The following is a 23,193-nucleotide window of genomic DNA, read 5'->3' as shown; positions in this document are numbered from 1 at the left end:
ACTAAGGAGATGTAAATGACGATTGCGCTAGTTAAGACGCCGCTGGCTATCGCTGCGGGCTTGTTGTTGGTGACTTCTGCCTGGGCCAAAGTGCCAGCAAGCGAGGCAGATCAGCTGGGTAAAAATTTGACTTGCGTCGGTGCTATCAAGGCCGGCAACAAGGAAGGAACCATCCCTGAATTTACGGGCAAATGGGTAGGCGCGCCTGCAGGTGTGGCACACACCCAGTCCAGCGGCAAGCATCCCGTGGATATTTATGCAGACGAGAAGCCGATTTTCGTCATCACGGCCGAGAACGCTGAAAAGTATGCAGACAAGCTCAGCCCTGGCCAGAAAGCCATGTTCCAGAAGTACCCCCAGACCATGAAGATCCCGGTCTACAAGGGCCACCGTGATTTCCGCTATGCAGATGATGTCTGCGAAGTCGTGAAGAAGAATGCGCTGGAGTCTGAAGTGACCGATGGCGGTCTGGGCGTCAAGGGCTATCTGGGTGGCATCAACTTCCCGATTCCCAAGAACGGTCTGGAACTGGTCTGGAACAATCTGCTGCCCATGCGTGCCACGACAGAGAACATGGTCCGCGATGTGGCCAATGTACTGTCCGATGGAACCATGAGCTTCGGTCGCCAGGAAAACCTGAACCTGGATATCACAACGGCAGCGGAGAACCGAGGCAAGCCGATCGAAGGTCGCATGGCCTATGCGAGAACGCGTGTTCTGCTGCCTGAGCGCGAAAAAGGTGGCGTATCCATGACCACCGAACCCGTCAATTTTGCCAAGGACAAGCGTCTGGCCTGGAGCTATGACGCCGGCACGCGTCGTGTGCGTCAGGTGCCCGAATATGGCTTTGATCAACCCATGCCAGGCACAGGCGGCAAGCTGACAATTGACTCGGACCGCCTCTTCAACGGCTCGCCGGAGCGTTACAACTGGAAGCTGATTGGCAAAAAGGAAATGTTTATTCCTGCCAACGCCTACAAGGTTCACCAGCCCACCATCAAGTACGCGGACCTGCTCAAGCAAAACCATGCCAACCCTGAATTCATGCGCTATGAACTGCGCCGCGTCTGGGCTGTGGAAGGCTCGCTCAAGGAAGGCTACCGTCACCTGTTTGGCAAGCGTGTGCTCTTCATTGACGAAGATACAGGGCAGGCCGTGGCATCGGATGTGTATGACGCGCGTGGTCAGCTGTGGCAACACGCCTTCATCAACTACTACTACTCGTTTGACATCAATGCCTGGCATGCCGGCACCTCGTTCTATCACGACCTGAACTCCGGCTCATACATGGCCTACAACCTGTTCCAGGAGCGCCCGCTGGGGCCGGTCTTGAACAAGGGCGGTATGGAGCCTTCTCAGTTCACACCTCAGGCCGCACGCAACCTGGGTACCTAACCCTTTTTCAAAATAACTAGCTATGAAAAAAAACATGAAAAAGCTCAAGCCCATTGCAATGGCATGCTTGCTCTCTTCGGGGATGGGGGCCGTTTACGCGGGGGAGAGTGTCGAGCTGGGCGACGGGCTGAAGCTCGACTGGCGCTTGAACGTGAGCTATGGCATTGGAACGCGTTTGAGCGACCCAACTTCCGTGCCGGCGCTGCGCACCGATGGCAATATGAACTTTGCCAAAGGATCTTTGACCGCCAATCGTCTGGGGGCCTTGTTTGAAAGCAAGTTGTCCAAGGGCGATAGCGGCTTTGTACTGAACGCCAGCACCTTCTATGACGATGTTTACCATCGCAGCAACGACAACAAGGGGCCTATCAGCACGGTAGGGCCGGTCAACGAGTTCAACGCGGCGGCCAAGCGCTATGGCGGTGGCTATTCACGTCTGCTCGACACTTATGCCTACACCAGCTTCAACATGGGTGAATCCCGTGCCACGGTGCGTGTGGGTAAGCAGGTGGTGAACTGGGGTGAATCGCTGTTCTTTGCCAACATCGCTGCGGCTCAAGGCCCCAGCGACGGCGCCAAGGCCGCTTCTCCCGGTGCGGAGATCAAGGAAATCTTGCTGCCGGAGGATCAGATCTCGGCCTCGCTTGAACTGAGTCCTCGTCTCTCGCTTCTGGGTCACTATCAGTTTGGCTTCCATGAGACCTTGGTGCCCGCGCCTGGCATGTACACCAGCACAAGCAATGCCTTGGGCCCTGGTGCCAGCTGCCTGGGTGTCTATAACGGCGGTGTATGTCGCGGCCTGGCCCGTGGGACCGACATTCGCCCCAGCAGCACCGGTCAATGGGGCTTTGGTGGCCGCTATCGCGTGACCGAAGAAACCGAAGTAGGCCTCTATTACCTGAACTACAACGACCGCACCCCCTCTCTGGTGGTGAATATGCGGGGGGCTGTGCCTACCGGCTACCAGGTGCGCTATTTTGATGACATCAAGATGCTGGGCACCACGGTCAGCACGACCTTCGGCAAGTTCTCTGCCTTTGGTGAAGCCAGTTATCGCAAGGGAGCGGCCGTGCTGAACGGCAACGGTGTAGCGGTTCGCGGTGACATGGTTCAGGGCAATATGGGCGGTATTTTCAATATCGGTCGCACCAGCATTGCGGATGACATGTCGCTGGCAGCGGAAATTTCCGGATCGCGGGTGATGAGCGTGGACGATGGCAGTAACGTAGATAACCTGCAATTCAAAACCCGCAATTCGCTGGTGGCCGGCGCGACGCTGACTCTCGGTTACCCCGGCATCTTTGAGGGCTGGGATCTGACGGTTCCTATCAGCTACCAGTCGCAACTGCGTGGCCGTGCGCTGGTGGGCACCTTTGGCGGCGGCCAAAGCGACAGCCGTCTGAGCATTGGCGCGACTTTTGTGCGCAAGAGCAACCTCTCGGTGAACGTCGCATACATCAACTATCTGGGCAATCCTTCCAACGATGCCCTGCGTGCACGCCCACTGGCCGATCGCGATCAGCTTTCCATGACCGTGAAGTACTCGTTCTAACTTTCAGGATCGAGCCCTTTAGCAAAAGCCCGGGCCTGCCCGGGCTTTTGTGTCTGAGCCGGGAGTAAACAATGCCATTCGTGATTGCCAAGAAAAACTGGTCGCCGCTGGGCTGGAGCATGCTGTGTCTGTGGAGTGCGGCAGCTGGCGCACAGTCTCTGTTCGATGCGCTGCCGCCACTGCCCAAAGTCATTCCCATGATGCCGCCCACCGTGCTGCATGGCGATACACAGGGCGATATTCGCTACAGATCCAGCAGCCCTTACGACCTTGATGTACTGCTGAACCAGCCCACCAAGGCGGAAGCCACCATGGGCATGGGCAAGCTGTTTTTGCCGCAGAACGCCAGTGACAAAAATCCGGTACCTGCCATGGTGATTTTGCCTGGCGGCGCTGGTGCCATTCCCGGGCGCGAAATGGAAACGGCGCAGGCGCTGGCCGACAACGGTATTGCGGCCTTGGTGGTGGACAACTTCAAGCCTCGTGGCATCAGCGAGGAGATGCCCTATGCACTCAAGATCATGGGGACCTCGGAATTCGATGCCGTGGCCGATGGCTATGCGGCGCTCAAGGCGTTGAACAAACATCCAGCCATCGACGAGCGACGCATAGGTGTCATGGGCTTCTCCAAAGGCGGCATTGCTGCGCGCATGAGCATGGACGAACGCATCAAGAGCAAGCTGGCTCCCAGCCAGAAGCCATTTGCCGTACATGTGGATTTCTATGGCCCCTGCTATACGCAGATGGCCACGCGCAAGACCACAGGTGCGCCGTTGCTGAGTTTTCGGGCGGGTCGGGATGCCTCCAATGACTTGGTGGCTTGCGCCCAGCAAGAGGCCTTGCTGCGCCAGGCGGGATCTGAGGTGAGCACCGTGGTCTATGCCAAGGCTGGTCATGACTGGGAAAGCAACAAGCCGCGTGAGATGACGGACCGACCCTATCTGGCTGGCTGCAATATTGAGTTCAATGACAAGGACTTTCCCACTTTCAATGGCAAGCCTTTGATCCCTGCGGGGGCCAACCCGGATCGTCAGACCCGCTACCAGATTCGCGTGCAAAACGGCAAGGCGCTCGGTGACTGCGTGAAAGTGGGCTACATCAGCGGCCGCGACGAAACCGCGCGCAGCCTGGCAGGAAAGCAGCTCATGCAATTTCTCAAAGTGAAGTTCGAGCTGTAAGCGCTGAAATTTCAAACAGCATCTCAGCGCATATCTTCTGCAGGCCAGCATTTGGCTGGCCTTTTTCAATGAAATATGAGGCTTATCCAATACTGTAAGCGTCATAAGCTACTTATTGAGTAGCAAACGACTTGTTGGGAAGGGCATGAAAAAGCCGCGCAGGGTGACTGCGCGGCTTGTTGCAAAGCTGTAATCAGGCTGCGGGCTGAAGCACCGAGTGGTCTCCGATTCCCATCAGCAGTGTCATGCTGCGCTTCTGAATGCGCCAACCCTGCGGCAATTGCACCCATACGTCTTCGTAAAAGCCAATCGCGTCGTAGCGCAGCGCTGAGCGTTCGTTCAGGCCTTTGTGCACGGCGCGCACATGGATCTTGCTGACAACGCATGCCGGTTCGGAGGCATCGACTTCCAGATTGCCCAGCAGATGCTGGGTAGGGCCGCAACCGTCCAGATGCGAGCTGATCATGTGGCGAACTTCGCTCAGCCCCTGGCATCGGGATTTCCCGCCATAGAGGGTGCTGCAGTCAGGTGCGAACACCTGCTGCAGCAAGTCCCAGTTGCGCGTATCGCATGCCGTGGCATAGCGCACGAGGACCTGAGATAGAGCGTGCTCCAGCAGAAGCTGCTCCATAGTGCTTGTTGCAGCTTGCATCACAGCTTCCTGTTCACGGAGGACTGGGGTTCGGGCTTGAGCAGACCGCCGCTGGCATGGCCCACGCCGCCGGTGCCGGCCTTGGGCCGAGGCCGCTGTTGCCGACGCTTGGCACGGGCTTTGGCTTCTGCCATGTCAACGTTGAGCCAGCAGGCCATGGCAGGCAACAGGAAGATAGCGCCAAGCATGTTCACCAGGAACATGAACGCCAGCAAGATGCCCATATCAGCCTGGAATTTCAGCGCCGAGAAGGCCCAGGTGCCAACGCCAATCGACATGGTCAGTGCCGTGAAGACGGCAGCATTGCCACGCTGGCGCATGGCTTCATAGAAAGCCTCCCGCAGCGTGATGTCGCGCTCGCGCAGTTCGTGCTGCATGCTCTCGAACAGGTAGATGCCATAGTCCACACCCACGCCAACGCCCAGGGCCACGACGGGCAGCGTAGGAACCTTCAGGCCGATGCCCAGCCAGGCCATCAACGCATTGCACAGAATGGACACCAGCGCCAGAGGCACGACGATGCACAGCACGGCGCGCCAGCTGCGGAAAGTCAGCCAGCACAACAGCGTGATGGCACCGAAGATGGAGCCCAGCATCTGCACTTCGGCGTGTTCCACTGCTTCATTGGTGGCAAAAGCCACACCGGCATTGCCGCCGGCCAGCTGGAAACTGACATGAGGGTTTTTTTCCTCGGCGATGAAGTTGCGGGCTTCGTTGACCACATGGGTCAGCGTGGAGCCTTCGTGGTCCTTGAGGAAAACCTGCAGGTTCAAGACTCTGCAGCCTTCGGTGTTCAAGCCGAGGTCAGGAGACAAAGCCTTGGTGCCCGAGCGCAGAGCGGCTTCATTGCGTTGTAGCGCCGTCCAGCGCGGGTTTCCTTCGTTGTTGGCAGAGGCTGCAATCTTGGCCAGACCTGCTGCGGTGGAAACGGACTGCACGCCATCAACACGGCTCATGCGTGCCTGAAAACGTTCGGCCGCGTTCATGACCTGCCAGCTCATGCAGGCTTCTTCCACATCGCGCGCTTCGACAAACACCGACAGCACATCCATACCGATGGAGTAGTTGCTGATGATGTTGACGTTGTCCAGGTTGTAACGGGAGTCTGCGCGCAGTTCAGGCGCTCCGGTTCCGATGTCGCCGGTGCGCAGGTTGCGGGATTCGTAAGTGCCGAACGCCAGCAGCAGCATCGACAGTGCCAAAGTGATCAGGGCGGGGCCAGGAGTCGCCAGTGCGGAAAGCGCCCACCAGCGTGCATTGAGGCCATTGGCGTCCGATGCGGTCTGGGCCAGCGCATTTTTTTCGAGGCGAATATTGGCCAGTACAGCCGGCAGGAAGACCTTGTTGGTGATGATCATCAGCAACACGCCCAGGCAAGCCGTCAGACCCAGTTCGTGCACGATGGGGATGTCGATCAGCATGATGACCATGAACCCCAATGCATTGGTCAGCAAGGCCAGCGTGCCGGGAATGGCCAGTTTGCGGATGGCGTTTTCTGCGGCCAGCCGTGATGTCAGTCCTGCGCGAATGTCCTGCTTCCAGGCGCCGGTCATCTGGACGGCGTGGGACACGCCGATCGAGAAGATCAGAAATGGCACAAGAATCGACATGGGGTCAATGCCATAGCCAATCAAAGGCAGCAGGCCCAGCAGCCAGATCACGGGCAGCAAGGCCACAAGCAAGCCCACCACCGTAAGGTTGGTCGAGCGTGTGTAAACACGCAGCAAGATGGCAGTGATGACGAATGCAATGGCAAAGAAGGTGATGACGGTGAGCAGGCCGTCCATCACATCGCCCAGCACTTTGGAAAAACCAATGATGTGAATTTCGATCTTGCTGCCTTCAAACTTGGCGCGAATCTCTTCAAGTCGCTGCGCGACCTTGTGATAGTCCAGCTTCTCACCAGTCTTGGGATCCACCTCCTGCAAGTCGGCGCGCACCATGGCCGACTTCAGGTCGTTGCTGACCAGCGAGCCGATTTGCCCGGATTTGGCCACGTTGGAGCGGACCTTGGACAAGCCCTCTTCGTTGGCTTCAAATTTGGAGGGGATCAGCACCTCGCCCACATAGCCGTCCTCGGTGATCTCGATGTATTTCACATTGGGGGTGAAAAGCGAGTACACCTGGCCGCGGTTGACGCCTGGCGTGAAAAAGACCTCATCGGTCACGCCGCGCAGGGCTTGCAAAAACTCAGGGTTGTAGATATCGCCTTCACCCTTCCATTGCACGCTGACCAGGATGCGGTTGGCGCCGGAGAAGGTGTTGGCATGCTTGAGAAAGGCGGCCATGTATTCATGGCGCATGGGGATCAGTTTGTTGAAGCCCGGATCCAGATGGGTGCGCATGGCCGAGACGGCCAGCAGTGCGGTGGCGATCAAGGTCAGCACCACAATTGATTTGCTCCAGGAAATCAGCCAGCGCGCAATGGCGGCGATTGCTTTGTCCAGGCGACTAACGGGCTCGGAAAGAGTCATGGATTGGCTCCTTGGCTAGATTGAGGGGCCAACTTTGCAGCGGGAGGAAAGGGTTGCAGGCCTGCGTCGCTGGAGATCCAGCCTTTGTCTTGGCCTGTCAGCGCAATGTCGGTCAGCGTGGCGCGGCCCTTGGCACGTTCTAGCTTGAAGCTTTTGCCGCCGTCATCGCTCAGACCCAGCATGCTGCCCTGGCCCACGAGGACAATGGTTCCGTCTTTTTCCTGCGCGTGACCGAAGAAGGACACAGGTGCGGGGACTTCAGACTTGTCCCATTGCTTGCCGTCTGCAGATTGCACAAACACATTGCCGCGCATGCCATAGACTAGCCAGCCGCCGCTGCGCAAAGGCATGGCGTTGTAGAAAGAGCCGTTGTAGAACTCTGGCTGTGCCTGCCAGCTGCGGCCGGAGTCTTGAGACTTCAGAATCAGACCGCGCTCGCCGACGATCAGCCATTCCTGCCCGTTTTCTGAGCCGACAATGCGGTTGAGGTGCTTGTCTTCCACTTCGGCAGGAAGTTCCAGCTTTTCCCAGGTCTTTCCGCCATCTTTCGAGATTTGGGCGCGTCCAAAGGCGCCCGTTGCCACCCAGTCGCCCGAGGGCAGATGTGCAATGGACATCAAAGGCTCGCTGCCTTGCTTGTCGAAGCTCATTTCCTGCCAGGTGCTTCCGGCATCGGTGGTGCGCAGAATCCAGCCCTCATGGCCGACCACGATTCCGGTTTTTTTGTCGGCAGAAAATGCCATGTTGACCAGCAGGGCCTGGCGGTTTTCGCTGAGCTTGGCTGCTTTCCAGTGAGTGCCCTGATCATCGGAGTAAAGAATCTCTCCCATGGCTCCGGCGGCGAGCAAGCGATCTCCGGCCATGGCCAGAGTATTGAATTGAAGTTTCTCCGCACCAATGGAGGTAGGGGCCAGTGGCGGTGGGGTTCTGGGTGCAAAGGCGAGAGCAGAGGCAAAAGCCACCAATGCTGCCGCTCCAATGCCTACGGCTGTTTTCACGTTGTCTCCTTCTTACGTTCTCTCATGCCCGTGCACGAATTCAGAACATAGGGGCGAGATTCTTGTGTCGCCGCTCTTGGGGCATCGTCCGAATGGACGTTTGCTCCATGAGTTGAGGGTATCTACGTAGAGTGGTGTTTTAGTCTGCTCAGACGATGGTCTGACGGCTCTTCGTTCTCACAATGAAGCGGTACTTTCTTAAAGGGATGACTTATGGGTTTGCAAGGAAAAGCGGCGCTGGTAGGCGCTGCGCAGTACAAGCCTGAGAAATACGCGACGGCCCCACGCATGTTCCATCTGGAGCAGATTGCGGATCTGACGCTGCAGGCACTGGAGGACGCGGGCATGGAACTGTCCGAGGTGGACGGTCTGATTACCAGCGCTCCGTACTTTCATGAAGCCAGCTGCTTTGTGCCCGCCATGGTGGGCGAGTATCTGGGCGTGCGGCTGAACTTTGCCGAGGTCGTTGACCTGGGTGGTGCCAGCTCCGTGTCCATGGTCTGGCGTGCGGCCGCGGCCATCGAGATGGGCATGTGCGACACCGTGGTGTGCGTCATCCCTTCGCGCATGGCGCCGTTTTCGGAGCATGACGACCATGTGGCCGAGGTGATGAAGTCCAGCCGCTTTGGCGGACATAGCACGCGTTTTGGCGCTCCTGAGGCGGAGATGGATCTGCCTTACGGCCACATGGCGCAGAACACCGGCTACGCCATGATTGCCCAGCGCTATGCGGCTACGCATGGTTATGATGCGGCAGCCATGGCTCGCATCTGTGTGGATCAGCGCTTCAACGCCTGTCACAACCCGCAAGCCATGTTTTACGGCCAGCCCATCACGGTGGATGACGTGCTGAACTCGCGCATGGTGGCAGACCCGCTGCATGTGCTGGAGATTGTGCTGCCCGCCGCAGGCGGTGGCGCCATGATCGTCACGCGCGCCGACCGTGCCAAGAGCTGCAAGCATCGCCCCGTCAAGATCGTGGGCAGCGGCGAGCATGTGCACAGCAAGTCCCCCACCTATGCCACCGATATGCTGAATACGCCCATCGGCCCGGCATCGCATCGGGCTTTTGCGATGGCGGGTCTGAAGCCTTCCGACATGCACATGGCGCAGATCTATGACTGCTACACCATCACCGTGATGCTGACGCTGGAGGACGCAGGCTTTTGCGAGAAGGGCAAGGGCCTGGACTTCCTGCGCAATAACGACTTCACCTTCAAGGGCAACTTCCCCATGAATACCCACGGCGGTCAGCTGAGCTTTGGCCAGCCGGGCAGCTCGGGCGGCATGACGCAGGTGATCGAGGCCATCCATCAGATTCAGGGCCGCGCAGGCGAGCGCCAACTGTCGCGCCACGATCTGGCCTATGTGTCCGGCACGGGCGGTGTGATGAGCGAGCAGGGCGCATTGATCCTGCGAGGAGAGTAAGCATGGCCTGGAATAAACCTTTACCCATCCCCACCGAAATCTCCGCACCTTTCTGGCAGGGCTTGAAGGCGCAAGAAGTGCGCGTGCAGCGCTGCGATCAAGGTCACTGGTTGTTCTTCCCGCGCCGTCACTGCCCGGTGTGCGGCTCGCGCGATGTGCAGTGGCACAAGGTCTCTGGCGAAGGGCAGCTCTACAGCTTCACCATTGCCAGAATTCCCACGCTGCCGGAGTTCACCGACGAGCTGCCCCAGTTGCTCGCCGTGGTGGAGCTGGAAGAGGGCGTGCGCATGAACACCACCATCTTGGGTGTGGAGCCCGAAGCGCTGAAGATCGGCATGGCGCTGCGCCCCGTGTTCGACGAGCGCCCCGGCGAGATCAGCCTGCTGCGCTTTACGGCCCGCGATGGCGCTCATCCTTCGGTGATCAAGGCCGAGCAAAGCGACGCAGCACCTGTGCAGACCCCTGTGGAAGCCGCTGCGCCCAAGCGCGTGGTGTCCTGCAAGGATGTGGACGCCATGAAGGCGCTGGTGTCCACCGAGTACAGCCCCTGGTCCAACGAGTACACGGTGACGCAAGAAGTGATCAACGCGTTTGCCAAGCTCTCGGGCGATGACTACTGGATTCACACCGACCCGGAAATGGCCAAGGCCAAGAGCCCGTTTGGCACCACGATTGCCCACGGTTCGCTGGTGCAAGTGCTGGCCAGCCAGCTCAAGATCCCCATGGACTTTGAAGTGGTGGACTTCAACAACATGGTCAATTACGGCTCGGACCGTCTGCGCTTTCCCACCCCCGTACCGGCGGGCTGCAAGATCCGCGCGCGCATGCGCATCAAGGCAGTGGAGCAGGTCAAGAGCGGCCTGCAGATGACCATGGAGCTCAACATCCACATCGTGGGCCAGGATCGTCCCTCGGTCATCAACGATCTGGTGATTCTCTATATGTGACGCGTACCTGCCAGGCGGTGCGCAAGCCCGTCCTGGCCTGACCACAGGTTTCCAAAGCAGCCGCTTTGCGAGGTGCTGTGGTCTTTTTTTTACCCAATTTCAGGAGGAGACTGCTATGGCCGGAACATTAAAAGACAAGGTTGCCATCATCACCGGCGCCAGCCGCGGCATTGGTGCGGCGATTGCGGAGCGCTTTGCAGCAGAGGGCGCCAAGGTGGTAATCACCGCCCGCACGCTGGAGGCCGATGGCAAGCTTCCAGGGTCGCTCAACGAGACCGCCGAGCGCATTCGTGCCCGCGGCGGCGAGTGCTTGTGCGTGCAGGCCGATCTGGGGGATGCCGAGGCGCGAGCCAAGATTATTCCTGCCGCGATTGAGCAATTTGGTCACGTAGACATTCTGGTCAACAACGCTGCTTGGGCGCGCTACAAGCCCACGCGCGAGCAGGCTCCGCGCTATACCCATCTGGCGTTTGAAATTAATTACTTCGGCCCGCTCGAGATGTCGCAGCAGGCGGTAGAGAACATGGCGCCACGCGGCAGCGGCTGGATTCTCAATATCTCCAGCGCCACCACCAAGCACCCGGATCCTGCGCCTTATGACGCTGGTAACCGCTCGTTTGTCTTTCACCAGAACACGCCGCCCACGCTGTACGGCTCGACCAAAGCCGCGCTGGAGCGTACCTCTGCCGGTCTGGCCGCAGAGCTGGCACCCGTGGGTATTGCCGTCAACACGCTGGCCCCTGTGGAAGCCGTAGCCAGCTTTGGCGCTCTGCAGTCCGGTGCGATTGACTCTCACGCCCACATGGAGCCCGAAGAAGCCATGGCAGAAGCCGCGCTGCAGCTGTGCTCGCGCCCGCCGGCCGAGCTGTCGGGGCGCTGCGTGCTGAGCTTGCCCTTGCTCAGAGAGCTGGATGTGAAAGTTCACACCCTGGACGGCAAGGCTGCGCTGCCCGGCTACAGCTTCTGACCCTGGCAATGCGCGCGCACCAGAAAGGCGAATGACCTATGAACTCTTCCTCGGTGCGCGATCGCACACTGATCGCTCTCATGCTTTCGGCCAGTTTGGCCTCCACCATAGGCGGGCTGCCTTTCAACTCGCTGCCCGTCATGCTGGGCAGTCTGGCCGACTCTTTCAAGCTCGATGCGACGGCCGTCGGGCTGATGGGCTCGGTCTGTTTTGCCGGCTATCTGCTGGGTACGCTGGGCGCGCCGTTCTGGATGAATCGGCTCAACTGGCGCTTGCTCACCGTCATCAGCACGGCGGGCACGGCCGCCTCCTTTGCACTCAGTGCGCTGGTCAAAGAGGCGTCTTTGCTCTATGTGATCTGGGCATTGATTGGTTTTTTTGCCTCGACCATGACTTGCCTGGGCATGCGCATTCTGGCCGATTTGCCCAACAAGGTGCGCGCCTATGGCGTGCGCCAGGGCGTGGAGCTGTCGGTGACGGCCATCGCCTTGTTCGCCTTGCCGCCGCTGGTGATTTCTGTCTTTCACTATCCCGGTGCGGCGCTGGCCATGGCCGCCATGGTGGCGGTGCTGGGCTTGTCGGCATTCTGGGTGCCCCATGGGCCCGTCGCCGCAGAGGCCGGCGCGCCGCTGACGCTGGCGCACATGCCTGCCGTGGCTTGGCAAGGGCTGCTGGTGTATTTTTTATTTCTGGTCGGGAATATCGGCCTGTGGGCTTTTCTGGAACGCTTTGGTGTCGCACTGTCCGTCAGTCCGGGCGAGATGGGTATTGTTTTTGCCGTGCTCAAGCTGCTGGGGGGTGTGGCTGCTTTCTCCATGGCGGCCGTGGGCGATCGCGCGGCTTCCGTACGTGCCGCCGTTTGCGTGCTGGTCGCAATCGGCCTGGGGCTGGCGCTGCTGGCGGGGGCCGAAGGCTTTCCGATGTTTGCCATCGGGGCCTGGGTCTGGGAGTTCGCTTTTACCTGTGGCTGCGTGTTTCAGACGGCCCTGGCAGCTAGGCTGGATCCCAGTGGTCGCGCCGTCTTGTTGGTCCCTGCCGTATTTTCCGCCGCCTCGATAGCAGGGCCTGCATTGGCGGGCTATTTGCTGGCGGGCGGCGGCTTTGGCTGGGTGCTGGGCCTGGCCGCAGCTTCGGCCTTGATTTATCCATTGGCCATGGTGTGCCATGGCGGGCTGAGGTCTATGCGGCAGGTCGGTGTGGTGAGTGAGGTTCGGGTAAAGACCTAAGTGAATACGCGCTCATCAAAACGGACGATGTTCAAAGTTTGCCAATGCCAATACTGGCAACTGTGGGGAGTGAGTCAATCCAAGAGCCATCAAGGCCAGCCCGCCACAGGAGACAAAAGATGAAACATCGTTCGCGTTGGACTTATGCATTTCGTGGCCTGCTGCTCGGCGCAGCGGCCTTGGCCCTGTATCTGCCTGCACAGAATCTGCAGCAGAAAACGCCGGGTATTCAGGTGGCAGATGCCACTGTCACCCTCCCGAGCAGCATTCGGCTGGCCAGCGCTCAGACTTCGTGGCAGGGCTTGCTTTCAGCCCGCTACTGATGGCGAAGGCTGATTTGTAGAATTCACAGTCCAATCGAGCTGTAGTGCTTATCTGTACTGCGTAGGCAGCTATCAGATCTGAATTTGAATGCCCGCATCCTGCAAGGGGTGCGGGCATTCGCGCGTCTGTCATCTGGCTGGACAAGAGGAAAAAAATCCAGTGCCACTTGCGTGGCACTGGACTGAACTTGAAGTTGAAATGAAAAATAAAGCGGCAGCTCAGGCTGCCACGGCCTCCCTGCGCTGGCGCACCAGGGTCAGAGCCGTGTCTTCAATCATGTCTTCCTGACCGCCCACCATGCCGCGGCGGCCCAGCTCCAGCAGCAGCTCGCGTGCGGGAATGCCGTACTTGGCTTCGGCACGCTTGGCAAACAGCAGGAAACTGCCGTACACGCCGGCATAACCCAGGGTCAGCGCATCGCGGTCGATGCGGATAGGGAAGTCCATCAGCGGCACGACCAGGTCTTCGGCCACGTCCTGAATCTTGAACACATCCACACCGGTTTCAATGCCCATGCGGGCGCAGACGGCGACCAGCACTTCCATGGGCGTGTTGCCGGCGCCTGCGCCCAGGCCGGCGGCTGCAGCGTCGATGCGGTTGGCACCGACTTCAATGGCTGCCAGCGAGTTGGCGATGCCCATGGCCAGGTTGTGGTGGCCGTGAAAGCCCAGCTCGGTTGCGGGGTTCAGGGCCTGGCGCACGGCGGACAGGCGTTCCTTCACGTCGTCGGGCAGCATATAGCCGGCAGAGTCGGTGATGTAGATGCAGTTGGCGCCGTAGCTTTCCATCAGCTTGGCCTGCTTGACCAGGCCTTCGGCGCTGTTCATATGGGCCATCATCAGAAAGCCCACGGTGTCCATGCCCATCTTGCGGGCCATGGAAATATGCTGCTCGGAGACATCGGCCTCGGTGCAGTGCGTGGCCACGCGGATGGTGGAGACGCCCAGCTCATGGGCCATCTTCAGGTGATCGACGGTGCCGATGCCGGGCAGCAGCAAGGCCGAAACCTTGGCCTGCTTCATCAGCGGGATGACGGTGGACAGGTACTCTTCGTCGGTGTGGGCGGGGAAACCGTAGTTGACCGAGCTGCCGCCCAGGCCGTCGCCGTGGGTGACTTCAATCAGGGGCACACCCGCGGCGTCCAGGCCGCAGGCCACGGACTTCATCTGCTCCAGCGTCATCTGGTGGCGCTTGGGGTGCATGCCGTCACGCAGCGTCATGTCGTGAACGGTGATCTTCTTACCTTTGAGGGACATGTTCTTCTCCTAGATCAGACGGCAACAGCGGCTTCGGCCAGCTCGAAGCGGCCGGCCAGGATTTCTTCGGCAAACATCTCGGCCGTGCGCGCGGCGGCGGCGGTCATGATGTCCAGATTGCCGGCGTACTTGGGCAGGTAGTCGCCCAGGCCTTCGACTTCCATGTAGATGGAGACGCGGTTGCCGTCGATCACGGGGCCGTTGACCAGCTTGTAGCCGGGCACGTACTTCTGCACTTCCTTGATCATGGCGTGCACCGAGGCTTCGATCTCTGCAACTTTGGGCGTATCCACGGTCAGGCAGTGGATGGTGTCGCGCATGATCAGCGGCGGCTCGGCCGGGTTGATCACGATGATGGCCTTGCCTTTTTGGGCGCCGCCGATCTTCTCGACCGCACCCGAGGTGGTGCGGGTGAATTCGTCGATGTTCTTGCGGGTGCCGGGGCCTACCGAGCGGCTGGAGACGGTGGCCACGATTTCGCCGTAGCTCACGGCCTGCACGCGCGAGACCGCCGCCACCATGGGGATGGTGGCCTGGCCGCCGCAGGTGACCATGTTCACGTTCATGGCCTTCTCGGCCACTTTCTCGGCCAGGTTGACGCTGGGCACGCAGTAGGGGCCGATGGCGGCGGGGGTCAGGTCGATCATCAGCACGCCCAACTCGTTGAGCTTGCGGCTGTTCTCGGCGTGTACATAGGCGCTGGTGGCGTCAAAAGCGATCTGGATGCCGTCTTCCTTGACGAAAGGCAGCAGGCCATCCACGCCATCGGCCGTGGTCTTGATGCCCATTTCGCGAGCACGCTTGAGGCCGTCGGATTCTGGGTCGATACCGACCATCCACACAGGCTCCAGAATAGAGGAGCGCTGCAGTTTCATGAGTAGATCGGTGCCGATATTGCCGGGCCCGATCAGTGCGCACTTGATTTTCTTTTGCGTCATGGTGTCTTACTCCGTGAATTGAATGGAACAGGTGCCCATGCCTGCGATGACCATGTCGAAACGGTCGCCAGCGGCGGCGGGAACCAGAGGGGCGAGGGAACCCGAGAGAATCACTTCGCCTGCCTTGAAAGGAATGCCGAAAGCGCCCAGGGTGTTGGCCAGCCAGGCCACGGCTTCGGCAGGATGGCCTTGCACGGCGCTGCCCAGGCCCGAGCCTGCGGGCTTGCCGTTCTTGCTCATCTGCATGGCGGCAGCGGCCAGGTCCAGCGAGGCCGGGTCGGTGTGTTGCTTGCCGATGACGAAGACACCGCAAGAGGCGTTGTCGGCCACGGTGTCCTGAATCTTGATCTTCCAGTCGTTGATGCGCGAATCGACGATCTCGAAGCAGGGCGCCACCCATTCGGTCGCGGCCAGCACGTCTTCCTTGGTCACGCCCGGGCCTTGCAGATCCTTTTTGAGCATGAAGGCGATTTCGCCTTCGGCGCGGGGCTGGATCAGGCCGGATGCTTTGAGTGAGACGGCGGCGCCGTCTTCGTATTCCATGCTGTCGGTCAGAAAGCCGAAGTCGGGTTGGAACACGCCCAGCATGTCCTGCACGGGCTTGGAGGTCACGCCTATCTTTTTGCCGATCACGCGCTCGCCCGATGCTTCGCGCAGGCGCAGCATGTGCAGGGAGATGTGATAAGCATCTTCCACCGACATTTCGGGGTGGCTGTCGGTCAGCGGTGCCAGGGTCTTGGCGGTGCGCAGCGCGTCGTAGAGGCGCTGGCCCTGGGTCTGGATGAATTCTTTGTTGCTCATGGAGGATCAGCCGTTTTGCATGAAGTCGATGCAGCTGCGGTTGAACATCTCGCGATGTTCGACCTGTACCCAGTGGCCGCACTGGTTGACCAGGATCACGCGGCAGTTCTTGATGCCCTTGGCCAGCTTGTCTGCGCCACCCACGGGGTTGAAGGCGTCTTGCATGCCCCAGAAGCCCAGCACGTTGCACTTCAGCTCAGGCAGTTGCTCGGTCATGTTGGGCACGATGAGCACGGAGCGCGCAGCCTGGGTCTGGGTCTCGGCAATCGGTGCGCGTTCGTTGATGATTTCGTCGGTCAGCAGCGATTGGTCCACCACCTGCATGCTCATCACGGCGCGCATGGCTTCCTTGCCTGTCTTGCCCGACTGATAGATGCTGAACATATTGGCAATACCGGGCATGTCCAGATAGGTCTGCAGGTCTTCCACACCGCCAGGGGCCATGAGGATCAGGCTTTTGACATCTTCGGGGTATTTGAGCGCATAGCCCAGCGCCACGGCGCCACCCAGCGAGTTGCCCAAAATGGTGATGTTCTTCAGGCCCAGCTTGTTCACCAAGCCCTTGATGCCGGCGATGAAAAAGTCCAGGTGGTACTGCTTGGGCTCTTCGGTCTTGGAGGAGAGACCGTAGCCCAGCATGTCGGGCACGATGGCGCGGAAACCGGCCTTGGCAAATTCCGGGTAGTTGCCCTTGAAGTTGCTGTAGCCGCTGGCACCGCCGCCCGCGCCGTGCAGGAAGATCACGGGGTCGCCCGAGCCTTGCTCGTGATAGTGCACCCGCTGGGTTTGGCCGGCGATCTCTCCGATGTCTACGTATTGGCCTTCGGGAATGGAAAATTGGCTCATCAGTGTTCTGTATAGCTAGAGTTGAACGGCGAAGGCTTGTCTCCGGCCTTCGGATGGAGAAGGGGAATTCAGGCCTTGGCTTGCCAGAGTTTGGGCAGGCCGGGGTCGGTGGCGGCAATGGCTTTTTTCAGCAGATTGCGCAGCGTCACAGCCTCCATCTCGCCCAGGCTGGCGGTCAGATCGGTTTCCACCGCCTTGGCTGCCGCCAGCACATGCAAGATGGCTTCGTTGCCCTGTGCAGTCAGCTGCAGCGATTGGGCGCGATCACGACTTTCCTCTACCCAGCCCTTGCTGATCAGCGACTGCAGGGCGACGGTGCCGATGTCGGTACCGGTGTAGGCCATGTGCGAGGCGATCTCGGCAGGCGATTGAGGTTGCTGGATGCTGAGCAGGGACAGCACGTAGAAATCGGCATCAGTCATGCCGAACTCGGCCATGGGGTTGCGTATGCCGCTCAGAAATTGAAAGTGAGCGCGGCCCATCAGATAACCAATCAGATTTTCTGAGTACGCGGTGTTGGTGTCGGCAGCCGGTTCGGTGGCAATGGCCTGCGACTTGGGCGAAGCCAGGGCGTAGCCGCCCGTGACATAGAGCAACGGCGGCGTGGGGTTGGCGTCGTAGTTCGTCACTTCGCCGACGAAGATGATGTGGTCGCCACCGTCGTATTGAAACGCCGTCTTGCATTGGAAGCGTGCGCTGCAGTCCTGCAGCAGCGGCGCATGCTCCTGTTTGGAGTCCAGGGGCAGGCCGGAAAATTTGTCCTCGCCGGCGCGGGCAAAGCGGTTGGACAGGGCTTCCTGCTCGTTGGAGAGGATGTGCACATTCCAGGTCTGGGCGCTCTGGAACACGGGCAGGCTGCGTGCGTTCTTGGCCAAGCTCCACAGCACCATGGGCGGCTCCAGCGATACGGAGTTGAAGCTATTGGCCGTGATTCCCACGGGTTCACCGTTTTCGGCACGGGTCGTGACGATGGTGACCCCGGTGCCGAACATGCCCAAGGCGCGGCGGAAGTCTTTGGGATCGAAGGTGGCTGCAGTACTTTGCATAGGGTGAATGTCTCCTTGCTGTGAGAGTGCGGCAACCGGGCTTGCGGGGAATCCTTCACATGGACTAGCAGGGGAACTTGGACCTGGTATTTGCCCTAGGCCCTCTTTTTGACGGCGTTGGAGCGGTCTTCGAGGTGGTGATTCGCCGGGAGGAGGTCGTTAGTCTGATCGGACGATGAAGCTGCTTTTGCATGGTGAGAGCATCCTTTTCCATAGGCGCAGAGCCTTGCCCACCACACCAAAAGCCGCCCGGTGGAGCGGTAACTGGAGACTCGAATGAACACAATGACCGACAACTACCTCACTCCCGATGCGCTTGCAGTGATAGATCGCGCCAAGGCTCTCGCTCCCAAGCTCGCGGCCCGTGCCCAGCAGGCTGACTGCGAAGGCAAGATCAGCGACGAATCGATTGCCGAGATGGCTGAGGCCGGTCTGTTTCGCGTGCTCCAGCCAAAGCGCTTTGGTGGCTATGAAATGGATCCACGCGTGTTCTATACCGTGCAGATGGAGCTGGCCAAGGGCTGCATGTCCACGGCCTGGGTCTACGGTGTGGTCGGTGTCCATCCATGGCAGCTGGCGTTGTTCCCCGATCAGGCGCAGAAAGATGTCTGGGGCAAGGACAGCAGTGTTCGCATTGCCTCGACCTATATGCCCACGGGCAAGGCCGAGGCGGTGGAAGGCGGCTATCGCTTCAATGGTCGCTGGAGCTTTTCAAGCGGTTCCAAGCACTGCGACTGGATCTTTCTCGGTGGCTTGTTGCCAAAGAAGGACGGATCCGGTGCGCTGGAGCATGTGACCTTTCTGTTGCCCAAGTCCGACTACCGCATCGAAGACAACTGGGATGTGCTGGGCCTGCGTGCCACAGGCAGCCATGACATCGTGGTGGAAAACGCTTTCGTTCCCGAGCACCGTACACAGCGCACCAATGATCATTCCGATGCCGGTTGCCCGGGCCGTGCGGAGAACAGCAGCTGGCTGTATCGCATTCCCTTTACCCATGTGTTCCAGCGTGCGGTGTCCACCGCCTGTCTGGGTGCACTCGACGGTGCCGTGGCCGAGTTCAAGCGCCGTGCCACCGCGCACGTGGGCAAGCATGGCAACAAGACGGCAGAAGACCCGAATGCCCAAACGGCGGTGACGGAAGCCTTGATTGCGATCGATCAGCTCAAGCTCGTGCTGTTCCGCAACTATGCCCGCATCGTGGACGCGGCAAAGACCGGCGTGCAGCTATCGCTCGAAGAGCGCTTGCTGCAGCGTGCGCAGGCTTCTCATGTGCCCAAACTGACGGGGCATCACGCAAACGAGCTGCTGCGCGCCAGCGCAGGCAGCGGGCTGTACAAAATCAATCCTATCGAGCGTGTGTTCCGTGACATCCATCAGGGGCGTGCGCATATCGCGAACAATACGGACGCCTATGTGCGTGCCTATGGCTCGCATGTGCTGGGCATCGCCAATCAGGAGCCCTTCGTCTGATTCCGGTTCGGTGAAATTTCGGCAGCCGCCCTTAGGGGCAGCTGTCGCAGATGCTTTTTGCAACAGTCCATCCATAAAACAAAGGTTCCGGGAGACAAGGTATGGCAGAACAAGAATATGACCTGATCGTTGTGGGCTCGGGTGCGGGAGCCCTGCTTGGTGCGATCCGCGCGCAGGAACAAGGACTCAAGACTTTGCTGGTTGAGAAAGCCAGCCTGTTTGGCGGAACCTCGGCTTTGTCGGGTGGCGGCATCTGGATTCCCGTCAATTACGATCAAGCGCGCGCAGGCATCAAGGACGATCTGGAAACGGCTTTCGGCTATATGAAGCGTTGCGTGCGCGGCATGGCAACGGACGATAGGGTGCTGGCCTATGTGGAAACCGCCAACAAAATGGCGGAGTACCTGCGCCAGATTGGCATTCCATATCGCGCCATGACCAAATATGCGGACTACTACCCGCATATCGAAGGGGCCAAGCCCGGTGGTCGCACCATGGATCCGGTGGACTTCAATGCGGCCAAGCTGGGGCTCAAGGCACTGGAGACCATGCGTTCAGGCTCCACCGGCAGCATGCTGTTTGGCAAGATGAGCATCAATGCGTTTGAAGCGCATTCCATGTTGTCGCGCGAGTTGAAATCGCGCTTCACCATCGTGGGCATCATGCTCAAATATTTTCTGGATTACCCCTGGCGCAACAAGACCAAGCGCGACCGCCGCATGGCCGGTGGCCAGGCCTTGATCGCCGGACTGCTGGCGGCAGCGAACAAGGCGGGTGTAGAGATGTGGTGCAACACACCGCTCAAGGAGCTGGTGCAGGACGCATCGGGGCGTGTGACGGGCGTCATCGTTGAGATAAATGGTCAGAGTGCGCAGATCAATGCCAAGCGCGGCGTGATGCTGGCTGCCGGTGGTTTTGAGCGCAACCAGGAAATGCGCGATCAGTACCTGAACAAGCCGACAAGGGCCGAGTGGACGGCGACCCCGGTTGACGGCAACACCGGTGATGCCCACCGGGCAGGGCAGGCCGTGGGGGCGCAATTGCACTTGATGGATTGGTCTTGGGGTGTGCCGACCATGGATGTGCCCAAGGAGCCCGCATTTCGCGGCATTTTCGTCGAGCGCTCGCTGCCGGGCTGCATGGTGGTCAATGCCAAAGGTCAGCGCTTTCTCAACGAATCCGGCCCCTATCCCGAGTTTCAGCAGGCCATGCTGGCCGAGCATGCCCAGGGCAATGGCGGTGTTCCCGCCTGGATTGTGTTTGACGCCGGCTTCCGCGCTCAGAACCCCATGGGCCCCTTGATGCCTGGTTCTGCGGTGCCCGACAGCAAGCTGCGCCGTAGCTGGTTGAACAATGTGTACTGGAAGGGCGAGACGCTGGAAGATCTGGCTGCCCAGATCGGCGTGGATGCGGCAGGCCTCAAAGACAGCGCCCGCAAGATGACGGAATACGCCCAGAGCGGCAAGGATCTCGACTTCGATCGCGGCGGCAATGTGTTTGACCGCTACTACGGCGATCCGAGACTGAAAAATCCCAACCTCGGCCCCATCGAGAAAGGTCCGTTCTATGCCATGCGGCTGTGGCCCGGCGAGATCGGTACCAAGGGCGGTCTGCTGACCGATCGCGAAGCCCGTGTGCTCGACACCGGCGGCAAGGTGGTTGAAGGCCTGTACTGCGTGGGCAACAACTCGGCTTCCGTGATGGGGCCGGCCTATGCAGGCGCAGGCTCGACGCTGGGACCGGCCATGACTTTTGCTTTCCGCGCCGTGGCGGATATGAAAGGTCAGCCCCTGCCGCTAGAGAACCCGCACTTGCTGAGCAAGGCTATTTGAGCGGGAGGCGGTTATGGCAAGTCCCAAGAAGCATGTCAGCACCATCAATCCGATTGGTGAGGCAGTCGAGGTGCGCTCGGCCGACGAAGTTCAGTGGTCAGATGCAGCCGATGTCGTGGTCGTTGGCTGGGGCGGCGCCGGTGCCAGCGCCGCCATTGAAGCGTGCGAGCAAGGTGCACAAGTGCTGGTGATTGATCGCTTCGGCGGCGGCGGTGCCAGCGTGCTTTCCGGTGGTGTGGTCTATGCAGGAGGCGGCACCCGTTACCAGAAGGAAGCCGGCTTTGACGATACGCCAGAGGCAATGGTGGCCTATCTCAAGCATGAGTCCAATGGCGTGGTCAGCGACGAGACGCTGGCCCGTTTCAGCCAGGAAAGCGTGGCCAATCTGGAGTGGTTGGAAAAGCAGGGGGCGACTTTTGCATCCACCATGCCATCCCACAAAACCTCCTATCCGCCTGATGGCGTCTATCTGTACTACTCGGGTAATGAGGTGGTGCCCGCTTATGGCAACTCAGTGCTGGCCAAAGCTCCAGCACCGCGCGGCCATAGAGTCGTGGCCAAGGGGCAGTCGGGAGCGACTTTTTTTGCGGCGCTCAAGCAGTCCACGTTGTCTCATGGCGCGCGCACTCTGACCCAGGCTCGTGTACAGCGACTGGTGCGCGAGCAAGACAGCGGCCGTATTCTGGGGGTGGAGGTGATGGTGCTGCCCGAGGGCGATCCACGTACCGAGCGCCACAAGCAGCTCGACGATTTGGTGGCCAAGTGGCGTCTGTACCAGGCGCCACGAGCCCAGGCGGGCCGGCGCGAAGCGGCTCAAATTGAGAGTGAGATCGGTGAAAAGCGCTTTATCCGTGCCCACAAGGGGGTGGTGCTGTCTACTGGCGGCTACATCTTCAACTCCGACTTGATGGAGAAACATGCGCCGGCCTACAAGCCCGGGTGGCTGACCGGTGCTGCAGGCTGCGATGGCTCGGGTTTGCGCCTGGGTCAGAGCGTGGGCGGTATGGGCCAGGATTTGCACAATATTTCGGCCTGGCGTTTCATCACGCCGCCTTCTGTCTGGCCCAAGGGCCTGGTGGTCAATTCCAAAGGGGAGCGCTTCTGCAACGAACAGGTCTATGGCGCCAAGTTGGGCTATGAGCTGATGGAAAAGCAGGGCGGCAAGGCCTGGCTCATTATTGATAGCAAGCTGCGTAGGCAGGCCACATGGCAGTGCCTGTTTGGTGGGTTATGGGCCTTCCAGTCCATGCCGGCGCTGGCGCTGATGTACAAGGTCGCCGTCAAGGGCCGCTCCGTGGCCGATCTGGCCAGCAAGCTCAAGCTGGATGCGGCTGTTCTGCAGCGTCAGTTTGATGATGCAAATGCCGCTGCTCGCGGAGAGAGTGACGACCCCATGGGCAAGTCCTCAGACATGCGCCACGAGTTCAAAGGTGGGGCGCTGTTTGCCATCGACATCTCCATCAGCCAGAAGATGTTCCCCCTGGCCGTTCTGAGTCTTGGCGGCCTACAGGTAAATGAGGACAACGGTGCGGTGATTGATGCGCAGGGACGCGATATTCCGGGTCTGTATGCCGCAGGACGTACCGCTATTGGTATTGCGTCGTCACGCTATGTCAGCGGCCTGTCGTTGGCTGACTGCGTTTTTTCTGGTCGTCGTGCCGGCAAGGCGGCAGCCTTGTCCGCCGCCCAGCCTGCGTTGGTTTTTGCGACGCAACGCATTGGAGCGCTGGAAAGCATGAGTTACTGAGCCTCTGGTATGCGTCCGCGGTCTTTGAGCACTGCGTCGAGATCGTTATCGGTTCGCGTGAGGAGGCAGTCATGACGGGGGTGTAGATCATGGCTGTACAGCTAGGTGTGAGT

19 protein-coding genes are annotated in these 23,193 nt (G+C 59.9%); 11 read left to right on the top strand and 8 right to left on the bottom strand.

Annotated elements, in window-relative coordinates; all coding sequences use genetic code 11:
- Positions 1-15: 15 nt before the first annotated feature.
- From ACNAZA_RS11195 to ACNAZA_RS11185, 3 genes are all read left to right on the top strand, one after another.
- Positions 16-1,395 carry a DUF1329 domain-containing protein gene (locus ACNAZA_RS11195; RefSeq protein ID WP_415796645.1) on the top strand — a complete coding sequence of 460 codons (1,380 nt, stop codon included), beginning with the start codon at positions 16-18 and terminating at the stop codon, positions 1,393-1,395.
- A gap of 34 nt (positions 1,396-1,429) precedes the next feature.
- A complete protein-coding gene (locus tag ACNAZA_RS11190; protein ID WP_415796644.1) occupies positions 1,430-2,947 on the top strand; it encodes a DUF1302 domain-containing protein in 1,518 nt (505 codons plus the stop codon).
- A 71-nt stretch (positions 2,948-3,018) separates the two neighbouring features.
- Positions 3,019-4,125 (top strand): dienelactone hydrolase family protein, encoded by a 1,107-nt coding sequence (locus ACNAZA_RS11185; RefSeq protein ID WP_415796643.1) that lies wholly within the window; start codon positions 3,019-3,021, stop codon positions 4,123-4,125.
- A 193-nt stretch (positions 4,126-4,318) separates the two neighbouring features.
- On the opposite strand, the gene ACNAZA_RS11180 is transcribed toward ACNAZA_RS11185, so the two are convergent.
- From ACNAZA_RS11180 to ACNAZA_RS11170, 3 genes are read right to left on the bottom strand one after another with little or no spacing between them, the layout of a single operon-like run.
- Complete coding sequence (locus ACNAZA_RS11180; RefSeq protein WP_415796642.1) at positions 4,319-4,777, bottom strand: nuclear transport factor 2 family protein; 459 nt, start codon at positions 4,775-4,777, stop codon at positions 4,319-4,321.
- Positions 4,777-7,251, bottom strand: coding sequence for an efflux RND transporter permease subunit (locus ACNAZA_RS11175; RefSeq protein WP_415796641.1), 2,475 nt, complete (start codon positions 7,249-7,251; stop codon positions 4,777-4,779). Before ACNAZA_RS11175 ends, ACNAZA_RS11180 begins: the two co-directional genes overlap by 1 nt.
- Entirely contained in the window at positions 7,248-8,249 is a 1,002-nt protein-coding gene (locus ACNAZA_RS11170) for a WD40/YVTN/BNR-like repeat-containing protein (protein WP_415796640.1), read from the bottom strand. Before ACNAZA_RS11170 ends, ACNAZA_RS11175 begins: the two co-directional genes overlap by 4 nt.
- Before the next feature lie 213 nt (positions 8,250-8,462).
- On the opposite strand from ACNAZA_RS11170, the gene ACNAZA_RS11165 reads away from it, so the two are divergent.
- The 5 genes from ACNAZA_RS11165 (at position 8,463) to ACNAZA_RS11145 (ending at position 13,140) form a co-directional block, all read left to right on the top strand.
- Positions 8,463-9,677 carry a thiolase family protein gene (locus tag ACNAZA_RS11165; protein WP_415796639.1) on the top strand — a complete coding sequence of 405 codons (1,215 nt, stop codon included), beginning with the start codon at positions 8,463-8,465 and terminating at the stop codon, positions 9,675-9,677.
- A 2-nt stretch (positions 9,678-9,679) separates the two neighbouring features.
- Positions 9,680-10,624, top strand: a complete 945-nt coding sequence (locus ACNAZA_RS11160; protein WP_415796638.1) for a bifunctional OB-fold nucleic acid binding domain-containing protein/MaoC family dehydratase — start codon at positions 9,680-9,682, stop codon at positions 10,622-10,624.
- 115 nt (positions 10,625-10,739) lie between these two features.
- On the top strand, positions 10,740-11,591 hold the full coding sequence (locus ACNAZA_RS11155; protein ID WP_415796637.1) for an SDR family NAD(P)-dependent oxidoreductase: 852 nt from the start codon (positions 10,740-10,742) through the stop codon (positions 11,589-11,591).
- A gap of 38 nt (positions 11,592-11,629) precedes the next feature.
- The gene (locus tag ACNAZA_RS11150; protein WP_415796636.1) at positions 11,630-12,817 is read left to right on the top strand and encodes an MFS transporter; all 1,188 of its coding nucleotides are present in this window, start codon (positions 11,630-11,632) and stop codon (positions 12,815-12,817) included.
- Positions 12,818-12,936: 119 nt separating this feature from the next.
- On the top strand, positions 12,937-13,140 hold the full coding sequence (locus tag ACNAZA_RS11145; RefSeq protein WP_415796635.1) for a hypothetical protein: 204 nt from the start codon (positions 12,937-12,939) through the stop codon (positions 13,138-13,140).
- 219 nt (positions 13,141-13,359) lie between these two features.
- On the opposite strand, the gene tesG is transcribed toward ACNAZA_RS11145, so the two are convergent.
- From tesG to ACNAZA_RS11120, 5 genes are all read right to left on the bottom strand, one after another.
- Positions 13,360-14,397: a 4-hydroxy-2-oxovalerate aldolase TesG gene (gene tesG, locus ACNAZA_RS11140; RefSeq protein ID WP_415796634.1), complete on the bottom strand. Its 1,038-nt coding sequence runs from the start codon at positions 14,395-14,397 to the stop codon at positions 13,360-13,362.
- Between the two features lie 14 nt (positions 14,398-14,411).
- A complete protein-coding gene (gene tesF, locus ACNAZA_RS11135) occupies positions 14,412-15,335 on the bottom strand; it encodes an acetaldehyde dehydrogenase TesF (RefSeq protein ID WP_415796633.1) in 924 nt (307 codons plus the stop codon).
- A 6-nt stretch (positions 15,336-15,341) separates the two neighbouring features.
- Complete coding sequence (gene tesE / locus ACNAZA_RS11130; protein WP_415796632.1) at positions 15,342-16,136, bottom strand: 2-hydroxyhexa-2,4-dienoate hydratase TesE; 795 nt, start codon at positions 16,134-16,136, stop codon at positions 15,342-15,344.
- Positions 16,137-16,142: 6 nt separating this feature from the next.
- Positions 16,143-16,982, bottom strand: a complete 840-nt coding sequence (locus ACNAZA_RS11125; RefSeq protein ID WP_415796631.1) for an alpha/beta fold hydrolase — start codon at positions 16,980-16,982, stop codon at positions 16,143-16,145.
- A 68-nt stretch (positions 16,983-17,050) separates the two neighbouring features.
- A complete protein-coding gene (locus ACNAZA_RS11120) occupies positions 17,051-18,028 on the bottom strand; it encodes a flavin reductase (protein WP_415796630.1) in 978 nt (325 codons plus the stop codon).
- Between the two features lie 276 nt (positions 18,029-18,304).
- Here ACNAZA_RS11120 and ACNAZA_RS11115 point away from each other — a divergent pair, with 276 nt between their 5' ends.
- The 3 genes from ACNAZA_RS11115 (at position 18,305) to ACNAZA_RS11105 (ending at position 23,080) form a co-directional block, all read left to right on the top strand.
- On the top strand, positions 18,305-19,501 hold the full coding sequence (locus tag ACNAZA_RS11115; RefSeq protein ID WP_415796629.1) for an acyl-CoA dehydrogenase family protein: 1,197 nt from the start codon (positions 18,305-18,307) through the stop codon (positions 19,499-19,501).
- 101 nt (positions 19,502-19,602) lie between these two features.
- Complete coding sequence (locus ACNAZA_RS11110) at positions 19,603-21,333, top strand: FAD-binding protein (RefSeq protein WP_415796628.1); 1,731 nt, start codon at positions 19,603-19,605, stop codon at positions 21,331-21,333.
- Positions 21,334-21,346: 13 nt separating this feature from the next.
- A complete protein-coding gene (locus ACNAZA_RS11105; protein WP_415796627.1) occupies positions 21,347-23,080 on the top strand; it encodes an FAD-binding protein in 1,734 nt (577 codons plus the stop codon).
- Positions 23,081-23,193: the final 113 nt, after the last annotated feature.

The organism is Comamonas aquatilis (assembly GCF_965139575.1).
Lineage (GTDB): Bacteria > Pseudomonadota > Gammaproteobacteria > Burkholderiales > Burkholderiaceae_C > Comamonas > Comamonas aquatilis.
The sequence above is the reverse complement of the archived record's forward strand: the minus strand, read 5'-3'. Positions and strand labels throughout refer to the sequence as shown.